Origin of the sequence: Nocardioides jiangsuensis, assembly GCF_019679455.1 — a bacterium.
Lineage (GTDB): Bacteria > Actinomycetota > Actinomycetes > Propionibacteriales > Nocardioidaceae > Nocardioides_C > Nocardioides_C jiangsuensis.
On the sequence record NZ_JAIEZQ010000001.1, the window covers coordinates 1178786 to 1195242 of the forward strand.

14 protein-coding genes are annotated in these 16457 nt (G+C 73.3%); 6 read left to right on the forward strand and 8 right to left on the reverse strand.

The window, feature by feature from the left end; genetic code table 11:
* Window positions 1-59: 59 nt before the first annotated feature.
* Window positions 60-1472 (reverse strand): cation:dicarboxylate symporter family transporter, encoded by a 1413-nt coding sequence (locus K1X13_RS05455; RefSeq protein WP_221023966.1) that lies wholly within the window; start codon window positions 1470-1472, stop codon window positions 60-62.
* Window positions 1473-1582: 110 nt separating this feature from the next.
* Between K1X13_RS05455 and K1X13_RS05460 the strand changes: the two genes are divergently transcribed.
* Both K1X13_RS05460 and K1X13_RS05465 read left to right on the forward strand, forming a co-directional pair.
* The gene (locus K1X13_RS05460) at window positions 1583-3193 is read left to right on the forward strand and encodes a sensor histidine kinase (RefSeq protein ID WP_221023967.1); all 1611 of its coding nucleotides are present in this window, start codon (window positions 1583-1585) and stop codon (window positions 3191-3193) included.
* A complete protein-coding gene (locus K1X13_RS05465) occupies window positions 3190-3894 on the forward strand; it encodes a response regulator (protein WP_221023968.1) in 705 nt (234 codons plus the stop codon). Before K1X13_RS05460 ends, K1X13_RS05465 begins: the two co-directional genes overlap by 4 nt.
* On the opposite strand, the gene lepB is transcribed toward K1X13_RS05465, so the two are convergent.
* The 6 genes from lepB to K1X13_RS05495 form a co-directional block, all read right to left on the reverse strand.
* Window positions 3883-4554, reverse strand: a complete 672-nt coding sequence (lepB, locus tag K1X13_RS05470) for a signal peptidase I (protein WP_221023969.1) — start codon at window positions 4552-4554, stop codon at window positions 3883-3885. The genes K1X13_RS05465 and lepB overlap by 12 nt on opposite strands.
* A 21-nt stretch (window positions 4555-4575) precedes the next feature.
* Complete coding sequence (locus tag K1X13_RS05475) at window positions 4576-4872, reverse strand: hypothetical protein (protein WP_221023970.1); 297 nt, start codon at window positions 4870-4872, stop codon at window positions 4576-4578.
* 171 nt (window positions 4873-5043) lie between these two features.
* Window positions 5044-5280, reverse strand: coding sequence for a hypothetical protein (locus K1X13_RS05480; protein WP_221023971.1), 237 nt, complete (start codon window positions 5278-5280; stop codon window positions 5044-5046).
* A gap of 136 nt (window positions 5281-5416) precedes the next feature.
* Window positions 5417-6109: a fasciclin domain-containing protein gene (locus K1X13_RS05485; protein ID WP_221023972.1), complete on the reverse strand. Its 693-nt coding sequence runs from the start codon at window positions 6107-6109 to the stop codon at window positions 5417-5419.
* Window positions 6110-6216: 107 nt separating this feature from the next.
* Window positions 6217-7959, reverse strand: coding sequence for a molybdopterin-dependent oxidoreductase (locus tag K1X13_RS05490; RefSeq protein ID WP_221023973.1), 1743 nt, complete (start codon window positions 7957-7959; stop codon window positions 6217-6219).
* Window positions 7960-8070: 111 nt separating this feature from the next.
* Complete coding sequence (locus K1X13_RS05495; protein ID WP_221023974.1) at window positions 8071-9972, reverse strand: alpha-amylase family protein; 1902 nt, start codon at window positions 9970-9972, stop codon at window positions 8071-8073.
* 102 nt (window positions 9973-10074) lie between these two features.
* On the opposite strand from K1X13_RS05495, the gene K1X13_RS05500 reads away from it, so the two are divergent.
* Window positions 10075-11040 carry an NADPH:quinone oxidoreductase family protein gene (locus K1X13_RS05500; protein WP_221023975.1) on the forward strand — a complete coding sequence of 322 codons (966 nt, stop codon included), beginning with the start codon at window positions 10075-10077 and terminating at the stop codon, window positions 11038-11040.
* A gap of 26 nt (window positions 11041-11066) precedes the next feature.
* Window positions 11067-13151, forward strand: a complete 2085-nt coding sequence (locus tag K1X13_RS05505; RefSeq protein WP_221023976.1) for a hypothetical protein — start codon at window positions 11067-11069, stop codon at window positions 13149-13151.
* 48 nt (window positions 13152-13199) lie between these two features.
* Here the strand turns inward: K1X13_RS05505 and K1X13_RS05510 are convergent, their stop codons facing one another.
* Window positions 13200-13496: a GNAT family N-acetyltransferase gene (locus tag K1X13_RS05510; RefSeq protein ID WP_221023977.1), complete on the reverse strand. Its 297-nt coding sequence runs from the start codon at window positions 13494-13496 to the stop codon at window positions 13200-13202.
* A 70-nt stretch (window positions 13497-13566) separates the two neighbouring features.
* On the opposite strand from K1X13_RS05510, the gene K1X13_RS05515 reads away from it, so the two are divergent.
* Together K1X13_RS05515 and K1X13_RS19610 are read left to right on the forward strand one after the other, a co-directional pair.
* Window positions 13567-15519, forward strand: a complete 1953-nt coding sequence (locus K1X13_RS05515) for a M13 family metallopeptidase (protein ID WP_308249405.1) — start codon at window positions 13567-13569, stop codon at window positions 15517-15519.
* Window positions 15520-15555: 36 nt separating this feature from the next.
* A complete protein-coding gene (locus K1X13_RS19610) occupies window positions 15556-16440 on the forward strand; it encodes a M15 family metallopeptidase (RefSeq protein ID WP_308249406.1) in 885 nt (294 codons plus the stop codon).
* Window positions 16441-16457 lie beyond the last annotated feature (17 nt).

Sequence of the window (16457 nt, forward strand, 5' to 3'; positions counted from 1 at the left end):
GCGCTGCGGCCCGGGCGCTGCGGCGGGGGCTCAGCGGCGGGGGCTCAGCGGCGGGGGGCTCAGCGGCCGGCGGGCACCTCGGCGCGGGCATGGTCGTGGGCCGGGGCGTGCGCACCGTTCGGGTGGTGGTCGCCGTGGTCGTCGTGGGATCCGTGGTCGTCGAGCATCGTGGTCTCGTCGAACGGCTCCCTGCCCTCGAGCACCCGGTCGAGGCGCTCGCGGTCGAGGCCGCCGGTCCAGGAGCCGATCAGCACGGTGGCCACCGAGTTGCCCGCGAAGTTGGTCAGCGCGCGGGCCTCGGACATGAACCGGTCGATACCGACGATCAGGCCGACGCCGTCCACCAGGTCGGGGCGGTGCGAGGCGAGCCCGCCGGCCAGGGTGGCCAGGCCGGCGCCGGTGACGCCCGCGGCACCCTTCGAGGCGATGATCATGAAGACCAGCAGCGAGATCTGCTCGCCGATGCTCAGCGGGTCACCGAGCGCGGAGGCGATGAACAGCGACGCCATGGTCAGGTAGATCGCGGTGCCGTCGAGGTTGAAGGAGTACCCGGTCGGCACCACCACGCCCACGGTCGTCTTGTCGATGCCGGCGTGCTCCATCTTCGCGATCAGCCGCGGCAGGGCCGACTCCGAGGACGAGGTCGACAGGATCAGCAGGAACTCGCGTCCGAGGTAGCGCAGCAGCTTGAACAGGTTCACGCCGGTGGCGAGCTTGAGCACCGCGCCGAGGATGATGAACACGAAGACCGCGCAGGTCACGTAGAAGCCGAACATGATCACGGCGAGGCTCTGCAGGGCGTCGACGCCGGTCTCGCCGACGACGGCGGCGATGGCGCCGAACGCGCCGACGGGGGCGGCCCACATGATCATCGCCAGCACCCGGAAGACCACGCGCTGCAGGTGCTCGATGCCGCGGATCACCGGGGCCGCGGGACGGCCCATCATCTGCAGGGCGAAGCCGACGAGCAGTGCGACGAGCAGGGTCTGCAGGATCTCGCCGGAGGTGACGGCGGAGAACAGCGAGTCGGGGACGATCCCGAGCACGAAGTCGGTGGTGCTCTCGCTGGCGCCTGCCGCCTGCTCCTTGCCCGCGGCGGCGACCTCGTCGTTGAGCTGGAGGCCCTCGCCGGGCTTGAGGATGTTGCCCACGACCAGGCCGATCGCCAGTGCCACCGTGGACATGGTCAGGAAGTAGGCGAGCGCGAGGCCGCCGACCTTGCCGACCCGGGCGGCGCTGCGCACCGACCCGACGCCGAGCACGATCGTGCAGAAGATGACCGGCTGGATCATCATCTTGATCAGCGCGACGAAGGCCTCGCCGAGCGGCTTGAGCCCCACCGCGAACGCGGGGAACAGGAAGCCCACGATGATGCCGAGGATGACCGCGCCGATCACCGCGAGATACAGGTAGTGGGTGCGGTCCTTCTTCGTCGCCGGTGCCGGCGGAGCCGGGTCGTGTGCCGTCGTCATGGGTCTGCCCTTCGTGTGTTCGGAGGTTCCGACCCCATCGTCGGTACCCGCTGTGACTGCCGTCACGCTTGCGTTCGTTGTGTTCACGCACCGTCCGGCACAATGCGCACGTGGCATGGCTGAGGACGCGCAGGCGCCCGCTCACGGTGGCCCAGCAGATCTTCCTGCTGCAGAGCCTGATGGTGCTGGCTGTCGTCGTCGCCGCGGTCTCCCTCGCGTACGTCGACGCGCGGCGTGCGCAGCTCGACGGCGCGCGTGACCGCACCGTTGCGGTCGCCGAGGCCGTGGCGGACGCGCCCACCGTACGCAACGCCCTCACCTCCGAGGACCCCAGCCGGGTGATCCAGCGCTACGCCGAGCAGGTCCGCGTCGACTCGGGCACCGACTTCGTGGTGGTGATGGGCCTCGACCGCACCCGCTACTCCCACCCCGACCCCGCGCAGCTCGGCCGGTCCTTCATCGGCGACCTCGGTACGGCGCCCGAGGGCGAGGTGTTCACCCAGGAGTACACCGGCACGCTCGGGCCCTCGATGCGCGCCGTGGTTCCGGTGTTCGACCGCGGCGAGGTGGTCGCGCTGGTCTCCTCGGGGATCACGCTGGACCGGGTCGAGCGGGAGCTCGAGCCGCGGCTGGTGCTGATCGCGGCCGCCGCGCTGGCCGTGCTCGCGCTCGGTGCCTTCGGCGCCTGGCTGATCAGCCGGCGGCTCCGCCGGCAGACCCACGGGATGGGCGCCGCGGAGATCACCCGGATGTACGAGTACTACGACGCCGTGCTCCACTCGGTCCGGGAGGGGCTGCTGCTCGTCGACACCGAGGGCCGGGTGCCGCTGGTGAACGACGAGGCCGCGCGGCTGCTCTCGCTCACCGGCCGGGTGGTCGGACGCCCCGTCGACTCGCTGGGCCTGCCCGATTCGCTGACCCGGTCGGTGCTGTCGACCGACCCGCGGCCCGACGAGATCCACCTCGTCGACGACCGGGTGCTCGTGGTGAACCAGTCGCCGGCCACCTGGCAGGGCGTCCAGGTCGGCTGGGTGGTGACGCTGCGTGACCACACCGACATCCGGGCGGTGGCCGGCGAGCTCGACACCGTGCGCGGCCTGGCCGAGTCCCTGCGCTCGCAGAACCACGAGGCGGCCAACCGGTTGCACACCGTGGTCTCCCTGATCGAGATCGGCCGCACCGAGCAGGCGCTGGAGTTCGCGACCGCCGAGCTCGCGGCCGCGCAGCAGCTGACCGACCGGGTGGTCGGCGCGGTCGAGGAGCCCGTGGTCGCCGCGCTGCTGCTCGGCAAGAGCGCCCAGGCCGCCGAGCGCGGCGTGGAGCTCGCCATCACCGAGTCCACGAGCGTGCACGACCTGTTCGTCGAGCCGCGCGACATGGTGACCCTGCTCGGCAACCTCCTCGACAACGCGCTCGACGCGGTGACCGAGTGCGCCGAGCGCCGGATCGAGGTCGACCTGGTCGCCGACGCCGCGGAGCTGCGGCTCCGGGTCGAAGACAGCGGCCCGGGCCTGCCGCCCGGTCTCGCGGACCGGGTCTTCGACCGGGGCTGGTCGACCAAGACCGCGGACGGCCCGGTGGGCCGCGGGCTCGGCCTGGCGCTGGTCGGCCGGGTGGTGCGCGCGTACGACGGGACGGTCGACGTACGCACCTCCCACCTCGGCGGTGCCGCGTTCCACGTCCGGCTGCACCCCCGGCCGACAGCGGGAGGCCGCTCGTGACGGTCCGGGTCCTGATCGTGGAGGACGAGGAGATCGCGGCGCTCGCGCACGCGGAGTACGTCGGCCGGGTCGACGGGTTCGAGGTCGCCGGGGTGACCCGGTCCGCCGGGGAGGCGATGCGCCACCTGCGCCGCGACCCCCGGGTGGACCTGGTCCTGCTCGACATGCACCTGCCCGACGGGCACGGGCTCGGGCTGCTGCAGTCGATGCGCTCGGCCGGGATCCTGTGCGACGTGATCGCGGTGACCTCCGCCCGGGACCTCGACGTGGTCCGCCAGGCGGTGTCGCAGGGCGTGGTGCAGTACCTGCTCAAGCCGTTCACGTTCGCCGGCTTCCGCTCCAAGCTGCTCCAGTACGCCGCCTACCGCGAGCGGCTGGGCGCCACCGAGGAGCAGGTGGTGCAGGAGGAGGTCGACGAGCTGATCGGGCTGCTGCGCACCGGCGCCGGCGACGCCCCGCTGCCGAAGGGGATGAGCGCCGACACGCTGCGGGAGGTCACCACCGCCGTACGGTCCGGCGGTGGGCTGTCCGCATCGGAGGTGGCCGGCCGGATCGGCGCCTCCCGGGTCACCGCGCGGCGGTACCTCGAACACCTCGCGGAGATGCGCCTCGTGGACCGGCGGACCCGGTACGGCGGCAGCGGGAGGCCCGAGGTGGAGTACCGCTGGCGCGGCCAGGACGGCCCCGGCTCAGCGGGCTGAGTCGCCGACGCTCGCGAAGGTCTCCGGCGGCTCGAGCCGCTGCCACCGGTCGGCGGGCCACACGACCGCCCACACCTTGCCGACCACCGCGTCGACCGGTACCGAGCCGTTCCCGGCCTCCTGCATGTGGAAGCGGGAGTCCTCGCTGTTGGACCGGTTGTCGCCCATCATCCACAGGGATTCCTCGGGTACGACGACGTCGAACTCCCGCTGCGAGGGGCGCACGCCGTCGCGCAGGTAGGCCGACTCCTCGAGGGGGTCGCCGTTCACCGTCACCCGGCCCCGCGCGTCGCAACAGGCCACCTCGTCGCCGCCGACCCCGATCACGCGCTTCACCAGGTGCCCGCCGGTGGGGTAGAGGCCGACGAGGGACAGGGCGCGCGGCAGCCCCTCCAGCTCCGGGCCCGGCGGCAGCCAGCCGCCGGGGTCGCGGAAGACGACCACGTCGCCGCGCTCGACCTCGCCGCGCCAGAGGGAGACCTTCTCGACGAGGATCCGGTCGTCCTCCTCCAGTTGCGGCAGCATCGAGGTGGAGGGGACGAAGAACATCTGCGCCACGAACGCCTTCACCAGCACCGACACGGCCAGCGCCAGCACGACCAGGAACAGCACCTCCTGCCACCAGGCGGGCTTGGCGCGCGTGCGGTGCTCCCGGCTCATGCGCGTGACTCTAGCCCGGCCTCAGCCGGTGAGGGCGCGAGTCAGCGCGACGAGCTGGACGGCGAGGACGACGCCGCCGAGGATCCTCCGGAACGGGTTCGCGCCGCGGGCCACCTCGTCCACCGCCCACACGAGCAGCGCACCGGCGCCGACCCAGCGCAGGGTGTCCTCGGCGTCCGCGGGGAGATCGGCCAGCCGGACGGCGGCGCACAGTGCCCACACGCCGATCGCGGCGTTCGGCCACTGGCCGACCACGAGCCGTCCGCTCTCGCGGTCCCGGAACAGCCAGTCGACGACGCCACGGTCACTGCTGCTCATGGGTGCTCGTTCCTGGTCGGTTCGGGGTCGGTCGGTGCGGCTGGCCGGCGCGCGTGCGGGGGACCGAACCGGTCACGTGAGCCGTTGCGGCCCCGATGGACGGCCGGCGCGGGGCCACGACCGCCCAGGTGCGGGGTTGCGGCCTTGGTGCGCCGTACGACGGGGAGCGGCTCAGGCGCCGGGCTGGCCCATGTCGGGCATCCCGTCGACCTTCGGCGACCCGCCGTCCGTCGTACCCGCTTCGTCCTCGTCCTCGTCGCCGGGCTGGCGGGCCAGCGGGTTCTCCGCCGGACGCAGGTCCTCGGGCAGCTGCTCGTCCTCGATCAGCCCCGTCTCCGGGGGAGCGGGCGGGCGCCGCTCGTCGCCCGACGGGGTGGAGGTTCCGGTCTCGTTGCTCGACTCGCTCATGGCTGCGTCGTACCCAGCCCGGCCGCCGCCCAAGCACGCGCGCAGAAGACGGGCGGACGGACGACGGCGGTGGCCCCTGGTGCACAGGGACCACCGCCGGGTCCGGCTCGTCGTTCCGGGCGGCCCCGGAGCGGGCTCACATCTGGGGCATGAGCACCGAGTCGATGAGGTAGACGGTCGCGTTGGCCGTCTGGACGCCGCCGCAGATCACGTTGGCGTCGTTGACCTTGAGGTTGTCGCCCTCACCGGTCACCTCGACCTTGTCACCCTGCACGGTGGTCTGCATGCCGGTGATCTGGTCGGGAGCGATCTGGCCGGGGACCACGTGGTAGGTCAGCACGGTGGAGAGCGTGTCGGCGTTCTTCGGCTCGCTCAGCGACTTCACGGTCTTGGCCGGCAGCTTGGCGAACGCGTCGTCGACCGGCGCGAAGACGGTGAACTCGTCACCGTTGAGGGTGTCGACGAGGTTCACGTCGGGGTTCAGCTTGCCGGAGACCGACGCGGTCAGGGTCTTGAGCAGCGGGTTGTTGCTCGCGGCCACGGCGACCGGGTCCTCGGCCATGCCGGCCACCGAGCCCGCGCCGTCCGGCACAGCCTTGGCGTAGTCCTCGCAACCGGGGCCGACCAGGTTGGCGGCGGGGTCCGTGCCGCTCTCGGCCTCCTCCTCCATGGGCTCCTCCATCGGGGACTCCATGGGGGTCTCCTCGGTGGTGGAGCTGCTGCTGCCCGAGCTGGTCTCGGCGGCGCCCTCGTCGGCTCCGCAGGCGGCGGTCAGCGACAGGGCGGAGACGGCGGCGACGGCGATCGCGGCATTCTTGATGGAGCGCATGAGGTGCTTCCCTTCGATTGGGTGCTGCGAGTTTTCCCTTGCTCTGCTTGCATCTGGGGTTCGGTCCCGGGCAAGGGGCGGATGGGTGGGGTCGGGGTTTTTTCTGGTCAGGAGACCGTCACGTTGACGGAGTCCCAGCCGGTGGAGCCGTCCGGCGCGATGGGTGCGCGCTCGGCGGTCTGGGTGTAGCCGGTGGCGTCGGTGGCGCGGACCTCGAGGGTGTGGTTGCCGGGCTCGGCGTCCCAGTCCAGGACCCACTGCCGCCACGTGTTGACGTTGTCCTGCTCGGCCAGACGGGCCTCCTGCCAGTCCCCGCCGTCGACGCTGACTTCGACCTTCGCGATGCCGCGGTCCTGGGACCAGGCGACGCCGGCGACGGCGTTCCGGCCGGCCTTCAGCTGGGCGAAGGAGCGGGGTACGTCGATCCGCGAGGACGTCTTGATCGGCGCCTCCGCCGCGTAGCCCCGGGTCGTCCAGTAGGCCTTGAAGTCCGCGAAGCGGGTGACCTCGAGGTCCACGAGCCACTTCGTCGCGGAGACGTAGCCGTAGAGCCCTGGGGTGACCATCCGGACCGGGAACCCGTGCTCGAGCGGCAGCGGCTCGCCGTTCATCCCGATGGCGACCAGCGCCTCGCGCTCCTCGTCGAGCAGGACCGGCAGCGGGGTGCCCGCGGTGAAGTCGTCGGCGCTGGTGGAGCGGACCGCGTCGGCGCCGTCCCGGACGCCGGCCTCGCGGAGGAGGTCGCCGATCGGGATCCCGATCCAGGTGGCGTTTCCGACGTACTCGCCGCCGACCGGGTTCGAGACGCAGGTCAGCGTGATCCGCCGCTCCACCAGGCGCCGCGCGAGCAGGTCCTGGTAGGTGAGCTCGAGCTCGCGGTCGACCATGCCGTGGATGCGCAGCACGAAGCCGTCGATCGGCACGTCGGGCACCTCGAGGGCGGTGTCCACCCGGTAGAAGTCGCGGTTCGAGGTCAGGTAGGGGGTGATCCCGGGGACGTCGAGGCTCGCGCCCGGTGCGAGCGGGGGAGCGGCACTCGCCGGCGCGGGCAGGTCGAGCGCCGACCGCGCCGCGGCGGCCTCGGCACCGCCGAACATCCGGCTGGTGACGCCCCCGGCGGCGGCGACGGCGCCCACCGCGACGGCGGCCTTGAGGAACGCGCGGCGGTCGAACGCCGGCGGCAGGTCGTCCCCGTCCACCCGGTGCGGGAGGTGGCTCGGGTGGCGCAGCCGCGGCTTGCCGCCCTCGAGCGTCTCCACCGTGCCGGACCCCGTCGTGCCGGACACCGCCGCGCCGGGCTCGGCGGAGGCGGTCGCCGGCGAGGGCCTTCCCGTGGCCGGGACCGGGGAGGAGGTGGCTGCGGACCCTTCGCGGTCTTTCGGTGCGACGGGCGTGCGAAGGGCCCGCAGCAGGAGGAGCAGCGACCCGAGACCCACGGCGACGAGCGCCAGAACAGGAAGGAGTCTCGGGGCCGCCCCCGCTGTGGCGGCGCGGTCGGTCAGTGCCGCGGCGGCCGAGACCGTGCTGAGCACGAGGAACGCGCCGACGGCGAGGCGTGGGCGGCGGGCGCCCAGGGCGCCGGCGGAGACCGCCAGCACGGTGACGGTGGCGACCACCCCGCCGATGAGGACAGGTTTGTCCGCGGTGCCGAAGGTCTCGATCGCCCACTCCTTGACCGGACGTGGGGCCGCGTCGACCGCGCGGTTGGCGACCGCGAACAGCGGGGACGTGACACCGGTGAGCAGCACGGCGACCGCCTCCGCGGCGGCCACCCCCGCGGCACCGGCGAGCAGACCGGCGACGCCCCCGGCGACGACGGGGCTGGTGCCGGGCGACCTGTGTGATCCCATGTGGCGGGTTCGGCGCCGCACGCGGGGCGGATGGGTCTTCGGGACGAAACGGACACGCCGCCGCCGGGTGCGACGCCGCCGCCGGCGGGTCGGGCCGGCCGGGCGTCCGGGTCAGGCGTGCTCGTCGCCGGTCACCCAGAGCGCGGCGTACGGCGGCAGCCAGATCGCCCCGTCGTCGCCCACGGTCAGCCGCGCGCGGCGGATGTGGTCGACGCAGGCGGCCGGGTCCAGGCCGAGGTCCGCCAGCCGGTACGCCGGCAGCGGCCGGTGGTGCTCGGTCACGTTGTAGGCGCCGAGCATCGGGCCGAGCGGGTGGTCGCGCAGCACGAGCAGCACCCCGGAGTCGCTCGGGTCGAGCGGCTGCGCGCCGACGCTGGCGTGCAGGTGCGGCAGCGCCCGTCGCGCCTGGACCAGGTTGCGCAGCCCGGCGTGGACGCCGGTCTCGTCGTGCGGCGGCCAGGGCATCCGCGGCCGGTGCGCCCACCGGTTGTCGTCTGCGTGCGCGGGGTCGTGGTCCCACCCGGGGTCGTTGGTCAGGCCGAGCTCGTCGCCCATCCAGAGCACCGGCAGTCCGCCCCAGCCGAGGGTGAGCGCGTGCGCGAGGAGGATCCGGTCCACCGCGTGCGGGTCGCCGCACTCGAGCCCGGCGAGGCTGGCCAGGGAGCCGGAGATCCGCCGGTCGCCGGTCTGCTCGTTGTGCTGGAAGACCAGCCCCCGCGCGAAGCTGCCCGGGAAGGCCCCCGAGTAGAAGTCGGAGAGGAACGACCGGTGCGCGTGCCCGTCGAGACCGACCGCGCGGGCGTCGCCGTCGTCGATCGCCCAGCCGATGTCGTCGTGGCAGCGGGCGTAGGTCACCCAGGAGGTGCTCGCGGGGATCGCGGGCAGCTGCCGCAGCGCCGCCGTGGCCAGCCGCACGTCGCGGCTCGCGAACATCGACCACAGCTGCACCATCAGCCCGTTGTGGTAGGCGAGGTCGCTGACCTTGGCGTGGTGCCGCCCCTTGCCCAGGTAGTGCACCAGATCCTGCGGTCCGACGATGGCCTCGGCCTTGAAGAGCACCGCGGGGCAGGCCATCTTGGCGACCGCCCGCATCGCCTGGGTCAGCGCGTGCACCTCGGGCTGGTTCTGGCAGGCGGTGCCCATCCGCTTCCACAGGAAGGCGATAGCGTCGAGCCGGAACACCTCCACGCCCTCGTTGGCCAGGTCGAGCACGATGTCGACGTACTCGCAGAACACGTCGGGGTTCGACCAGGCCACGTCCCACTGGTAGGCGTTGAACGTGGTCCACACCCAGCCGTCGAGGTCGTCGTCCCAGGTGAAGCTGCCCGGCGCGAAGTCCGGGAACACCTCCGGCAGGTTCTCCTCGTAGCGGTCGGGGGTCTCCCGGTCGGGGAAGACGTAGAAGTAGTCGCGGTAGCGCTGCTCCCCGCGGCGCGCCCGCACCGCCCACTCGTGCTGGTCGGCGACGTGGTTGAGGACCAGGTCCAGGCAGACGCTGATCCCGTGGCCCCGCAGCGTCCGGGCGAGGTCGCGCAGGTCGGCCATCGTGCCGAGGTCCGCGCGCACCGTGCGGTAGTCGGCCACCGCGTAGCCGCCGTCGTTCGGCCCCTCGCGCGGTTCGAGCAGCGGCATCAGGTGCAGGTAGGTGACGCCGAGCTCGGCGAGGTACGGCGCCCGCGCGGCCACCCCGGCGAGGTCGCCGGCGAACCGGTCCGCGTAGGCGGCGTACCCGAGCATGGTGGGCCGCTGGAACCAGTCCGGCTCCAGGCTGCGCCGCAGGTCGAGGCGGTGCAGGTCGTCCTCGCGCTCGACGAAGGCCCGGGCGGCGGCCGCGATCACGCGGGACGCCGTGCCGAACGGGTCGGGGTAGACGCCGTCCAGGCCGTCGTACAGGTCGGGCCACCAGCGCTCCACGCGCGCCTCGAAGAGCTCGCGCCGGTGGGCGGGCGCGGAGGCGAGGGCCGGCGCGCAGGCGTCGAGCGGGGCGGCGGGGCGGGGGGCAGGCGGGGGCATCGTGTGTCATCCAACCGAACTTCGGGCCGCGGCGGAACCCTCTGCCCACCGTGGCGGGTGCGCACGACATACTCGGACGCACCCGACACGAGGAGTCTGCTGATGCGCGCTGTCCAGGTCGTCCGGCTCGAGGGGCCGCAGGGGGTCGACGTGGTCGACGTCCCGGAGCCCGCCGCCGAGGGGAAGGTGCTCGTCGACGTGCACGCCCTCGGGGTCGCCTTCCCCGACCTGCTGCTCTCCGCCGGCCAGTACCAGCTCAAGCCCGAGCCGCCGTTCACGCTCGGCGTCGACTTCGCCGGCGTGGTGCGGGAGGCCCCGGAGGGCTCCGGTTTCGCCGCCGGGGACCGGGTCGCCTGCTGCCTGCCGTACGGCGGCGGCGCCGACGTGGTCGCGATCGACCCGGAGAGCGTCTTCCCGCTGCCGGACTCGATGAGCTTCGAGCAGGGCGCGGCGCTGCCGATGAACTACCTCACCGCCCAGTTCGCGCTCGCCACCCGCGCCCAGCTGCGCGCGGGCGAGACCGTCCTGGTGCACGGCGCCGCCGGGGGTGTCGGGACCGCGAGCATCCAGGTCGCCAAGGGGTACGGCGCCCGCACCGTCGCGGTCGTCTCCACCGAGGAGAAGGGCGAGGTGGCCCGCCGCGCCGGGGCCGACGAGGTGGTCCTCGTCGACGGCTTCGCCAAGGCCGTGAAGGAGCTCACCGGCGGCCGCGGCGTCGACGTGGTTGTCGACGTGGTCGGCGGCGACCTGATGACGGACTCGCTGCGCTGCCTCGCGCCGCTCGGGCGGCTGCTCGTGGTCGGCTTCACCGCCGGCGCGATCCCCGAGGTGCGGGTGAACCGGCTGCTGCTCAACAACATCGACGTGCGCGGGGTCGGCTGGGGCGCCTACGCGATGGTGCGGTCCGGGTTCATGCGGAGCCAGTGGGACGAGCTGCTGCCGATGATGGAGTCCGGCGTCGTGGACCCGCCGATCGGGTCGACGTACCCGCTCGAGGACGTCCGGGTGGCGCTCACCGACCTCGCTGAGCGTCGGGCGACCGGAAAGTCCGTTCTGTCCCTGAAGTGACGTTTCGCTGAGTAAAGTTCCCCGCCATGGGGGAGCTCCGTCGCACACGCCTGCTCACCCTCGCCCTGACCACGCTGCTGGTGGTCTCCCCGCTGTCCGCGTGCAGCGCCGGTGACCCGCTGGGGACGCCGCCCGCGCAGGCGGGAGGGGCCGGGGCGAGCTGGGCGCCGGCACCGGTGGACGTCGACGGCCTGACGTCCCTGGCCAGCGCGGACGCCGCGGGGTTCCGGCTGCACACCGCCGCGGGCGACCGGGCGTTCCTGCCGGGGATGAACCTGGGCAGCACCACCCCGCTGCACCAGCCCGGGGAGCTCGCCATCGAGGCGGCCGACTACCGGCGCTGGCTGGCCGGGATGGGCGCCATGGGTGTCCGCGCGGTGCGGGTCTACACGATCCATCCGCCCGCCTTCTACGACGAGCTTGCCGCCTACAACCGCGCGCACCCGCAGGCGCCGCTGTACCTCGTGCAGGGCGTCTATCTGCCCGACGAGTCGTACGTCGAGCCCGGCGGCACGCTGTACGACGCCGCGGTGGACGGCGCGTTCGCGCAGGAGCTCCTCGACGCCTCGGCCGCGGTGCACGGCGACCTCGAGCGCGACCCCGCCCCCGGCCATGCGAGCGGCATCTGGCGCACCGACGTCTCGGCGTGGCTGGCGGCCTGGGTGGTCGGCGTGGAGTGGGACCCGGCCGGCGTCCGTCGTACCGACACCCGGTTCGCGGACGCGCCCTACACGCCCGGCCGCTACTTCGCCGCCACCCCGGCCGCCACCGCCACCGAGCGCTGGCTCGCCGGCCACCTTGACGCGCTGGCGGCGGCCGAGAGCGCGCGCGGCGTCTCGGTGCCGCTGGCCTTCGCCAACTGGCCGACGGCCGACCCGCTGACCCACCCCGACGAGCCGAGCCCGCAGGAGGACAGCGTCGGGGTCGACGCCGACCACGTGCTGCCCACCCGGGCCTGGCCCGGCGGCACCTTCGCCAGCTTCCACGCCTACCCGTACTTCCCGGACTTCCTGCGCCACGAGGAGCGGCTGCGCGCCTTCCGCGTCGACGGCGAGCCCGACGCGTACGCCGGCTACCTGTCCGCGCTCGACGAGCACTTCACCCGGATGCCGGTGATGGTCACCGAGTTCGGGGTGCCGTCCTCGCTCGGGTCGGCGCACGCCGGCACCAACGGCCGCGACCAGGGCGGCCACGGCGAGGCCGAGGCGATGGCCACCGACGCCGCGCTGCTCCGGGTCGTGCGGGAGCAGGGGATGGCCGGCGGGTTCGTCTTCTCCTGGACCGACGAGTGGTTCAAGCGGACCTGGAACACCCAGGCCCACCAGCTCCCCGCCGAGCGGCGCCAGCTCTGGCACGACCCGCTCACCAACGAGCAGTGGTTCGGCGTGGTGGCCACCGACTCCGCGCGGGTGCCGGACGCCGCCCGGGAGCTGGTGCCCGAGGAGGGGCCGCTGTCCTACGTGCTGGCGGACGCCGACGCGTCGTACCTGCACCTCGACCTCGCGGTGCGCGGGGAGCTGCCGGCCCGGCTCACGGTCGAGGCCGACACGGTGCCGGGGCCGGAGGCCGCCGACCACCGGATCGTGCTCGACCTGGCCGCCGGGGCGGGGCAGGCCTGGGTCCGGGCGGGGCTCGACCCGGTGCGGCTCGACGCGACCTCGCCCGGCGACCTGCCGCCCGACACGGCGGAGGAGTGGCACCGTTACCGGCTGCTGACCAACCGGACGCTCCGGCTGCACGGCCGGCCGTTGCCCGCCGAGCACCAGGAGGTCGGCGCGCTGGTCGAGGGCGTCTGGGACCCGGCCGCGCTGGACTATGACAGCCGGGCCACCTGGCAGGTGCTCGACCGGGACGGCGCCGACGACGTGGTCCGGCTGCGGGTGCCGTGGCCGATGCTCGGCCTCGCGGACCCCTCGAGCCGTACGGCGCTGGGGGAGGGCGTCCCCGCGGCCGCCGTACCCGTGGACGGCCTCGGGCTCACCTTCGCCGCCGACGGCGCCACGACGTCGATGACCTACACCTGGCCGACCTGGAATCACGTCGAGCACACCGAACGCCTCAAGGACGGCGCCGAGGTGCTCGCGGCGGCGTTCCGGGACGCGGGCCGCTGAGACCTCCCGCGGCGACGCCGCACCGCGTCCCGGCGCGACGGGTCGGGGTCAGCCCTCCACGAGGTGCTGGAACTCCGGGTGCCGCTCGATGTACTCCTTGATGAACGGGCACAGCGGCCGCACCTTCAGGTCCCGCTCCGCGACGTCGGCGAGCGCGCCGCGAGCCAGCGCCGAGCCGACGCCCTGCCCCTCGACGGCGTCGTCGACCTCGGTGTGGGTGAAGACCACGAGGCCGCCGTGCAGCTCGTACGCCGCGAACCCGGCGAGCTGCCCGGAGGCGAGGGTCGCCTCGTAGCGGTTCTCGCCCGCGTTGTCCTTGACCGTCACGTCGCTGTCGTCGCTCATCCGGTCAGTGTGGCATCCCTCCTGACGAACCCGCGGACCGGCGCGGGGCGCGCGGGCTAAGGTGGCGGACGTGACGATTCTCGATGACGCCGAAGACGGCATGAACCCGGACATCCGCCCCCAGGACGACCTTTTCGGGCACGTGAACGGGACCTGGCTCGCCACCTCCGAGATCCCCTCGGACCGCTCCAGCTGGGGACCGTTCGTGATGCTCGCCGACGAGGCCGAGACCCGGGTCAAGGCGATCATCGAGAGCGCGGCGGCCGGCGAGGTCGGCGGCGAGAACGGCCGCAAGATCGGCGACCTGTTCGCCAGCTTCATGGACCAGGATCGGATCGAGGAGCTCGGCGTCGAGCCGGTGCTCCCGGCGCTCACGGCGGCGGCGAAGATCGCCGACACCAGCGAGCTGGTCCGGTTCGTCGGCGAGGTGGAGCGCGTCGGCGGCGGCGGCCTGTTCGGGTCGTACGTCGACACCGACGACCGCAACTCCGACCGGTACCTGGTCAACATCCTCCAGGGCGGCCTCGGCCTGCCCGACGAGTCCTACTACCGCGAGGACAAGTTCGCCGACATCCGCGCCGCCTACGTCGCGCACCTGACCCGGATGTGGGCGCTGGTGGGCCGCGACGACGCCGACGTGGCCGCGCTGACCGTGCTCGACGTGGAGACCCGCCTGGCGCAGGGCCACTGGGAGCGCGCGGAGACCCGCGATGTCATCAAGACCTACAACCTGACCTCGCTCGAGGAGCTGGTCGCGCTCGCGCCGAACGTCGACTGGGCCGCGTGGTCGGAGGGCCTCGGCGCCCCCGACGGGGCGTTCGCGGAGACGATCGTCCGCCAGCCGAGCTACCTCACCCACCTGTCCACCGCGCTCGAGGAGATCCCGGTCGAGCAGTGGCGCGAGTGGCTGGGCATGCGGGTCATCCGCCGCGCGGCGCCGTACCTGCCCTCCGCCTTCGTCGCGGAGAACTTCGACTTCTACGGCCGCACGCTCAACGGCACCCCCGAGCTGCGCGCCCGCTGGAAGCGCGGCGTCTCCCTGGTCGAGGGCGCCCTCGGCGAGGCCGTCGGCGAGGTGTACGTCGCCCGGCACTTCCCGCCGACCTCGAAGGCGATCATGGACGACCTGGTCGCCAACCTGATCGAGGCCTACCGCCGCAACATCGAGAAGCTCGACTGGATGGGCGAGGACACCAAGCAGCGCGCGTTCGAGAAGCTCACCACGTTCAACCCCAAGATCGGCTACCCGAAGAAGTTCCGCGACTACTCCAGCCTGAAGATCGTCGCCGACGACCTGATGGCCAACGTCACCGCCGCCGCGTCCTTCGAGACCGACCGCCAGCTGAACAAGATCGGCTCGCCGGTCGACCGCGACGAGTGGTTCATGCTGCCGCAGACCGTCAACGCCTACTACAACCCGGGCACCAACGAGATCTGCTTCCCCGCCGGTATCCTCCAGCGGCCGTTCTTCGACCCCGAGGCGGACCCGGCCGAGAACTACGGCGGCATCGGCTCGGTCATCGGCCACGAGATCGGCCACGGCTTCGACGACCAGGGCTCGCAGTACGACGGCCAGGGCAACCTGAACGAGTGGTGGACCGAGGCCGACCGGGCCGCGTTCAAGCAGAAGTCCGACGCGCTGATCGCGCAGTACGACGGGTTCGAGCCGCGCGACCTGCCCGGCGAGCGGGTCAACGGCGCCCTGACCGTGGGCGAGAACATCGGCGACCTCGGCGGCCTGACCATCGCGCACAAGGCCTACCTGATCAGCCTCGACGGGCAGGAGCCCCCGGTGATCGACGGGAGGAGCGGTTCGCAGCGGGTGTTCATGAACTGGGCCTACGCGTGGCGGACCAAGCGCCGCAAGGAGCAGGCCCGGCAGTTCCTCACCACCGACCCGCACAGCCCCGCGGAGTTCCGCGCGAACATCGTGCGCAACCTCGACGAGTTCCACGACGCCTTCGGCACGCAGCCGGGGGACGGCCTGTGGCTCGACCCGGAGGACCGCGTCAGGATCTGGTGAGGCGGGACACCGCGAGACACCGGGGAGGTGACGAGCGTGCGGGGACGACGGGTGCCGACCGCTGACTCGCGGCGCGCCCTGCCTGCGACCGCCCTGCTCGTGCTGCTCCTGCCTGCGGTCGCCTCCTGCGGCCAGGACGTCTCCGCCTCGGCCGAGCCGACCCCCGCGGCGCAGGCGCCCACGGCCTCCCCGACGGGGGCCGCGACCGTGGGTCCGGGCCGGCCCGGCTCGCCGCCCCCGCGCGCGACGCCCCGCAGCCCGGCCCCCGAGCGCGGGGCCCGGGACGTGCGCGGTGGCGGGTTCGCCACGTCGGTGCCCGGCAGCGACGCCCCCGACCGCAAGGCCGACACCGGCCCCGTGTTCGCGCTCGGCGAGGACGGGCCGGACCTCGAGGAGATCGAGCGGCTGGTCGAGGCGGTGGAGCGGATCGCCGCGCAGCAGGCCACGGAGGACCCCCTGGCCACCGGCGGCTCCATGGCCGCGGCGGTGGGCACGTTCAGCTACCGGTACTTCGCCGACGGCACGGTCGCCCCGGACCCGGCGTGGGTCGCCGCCAACATCCGCACCGAGCAGGTCCCGATCCTCGGCGCCGTCACCGGGCACGAGGTGCTGTTCCCCCAGCTGCGCGGGGCCCTGGAGGAGGTGGTCGCCCGCGGCCTCGCGGACAGCATCGACCCCGACCAGTTCGGCGGCTGCTACGTGCCCCGGTTCATCGGCCGCGACCCCGCGCAGGGGCTCTCCCTGCACACCTGGGGGATCGCGGTGGACCTCAACGTGCCGGGCAACCAGCGCGGGACCGTCGGCGAGATGGACCGGACCGTGGTGGACATCTTCCAGCGATGGGGCTTCGCCTGGGGCGGCGACTGGGGCTACACCGACCCCATGCACTTCGAGCTCGCGCGCCTGGTCCGGGCCCGGTAGTCGGCCCCGGGCACGGC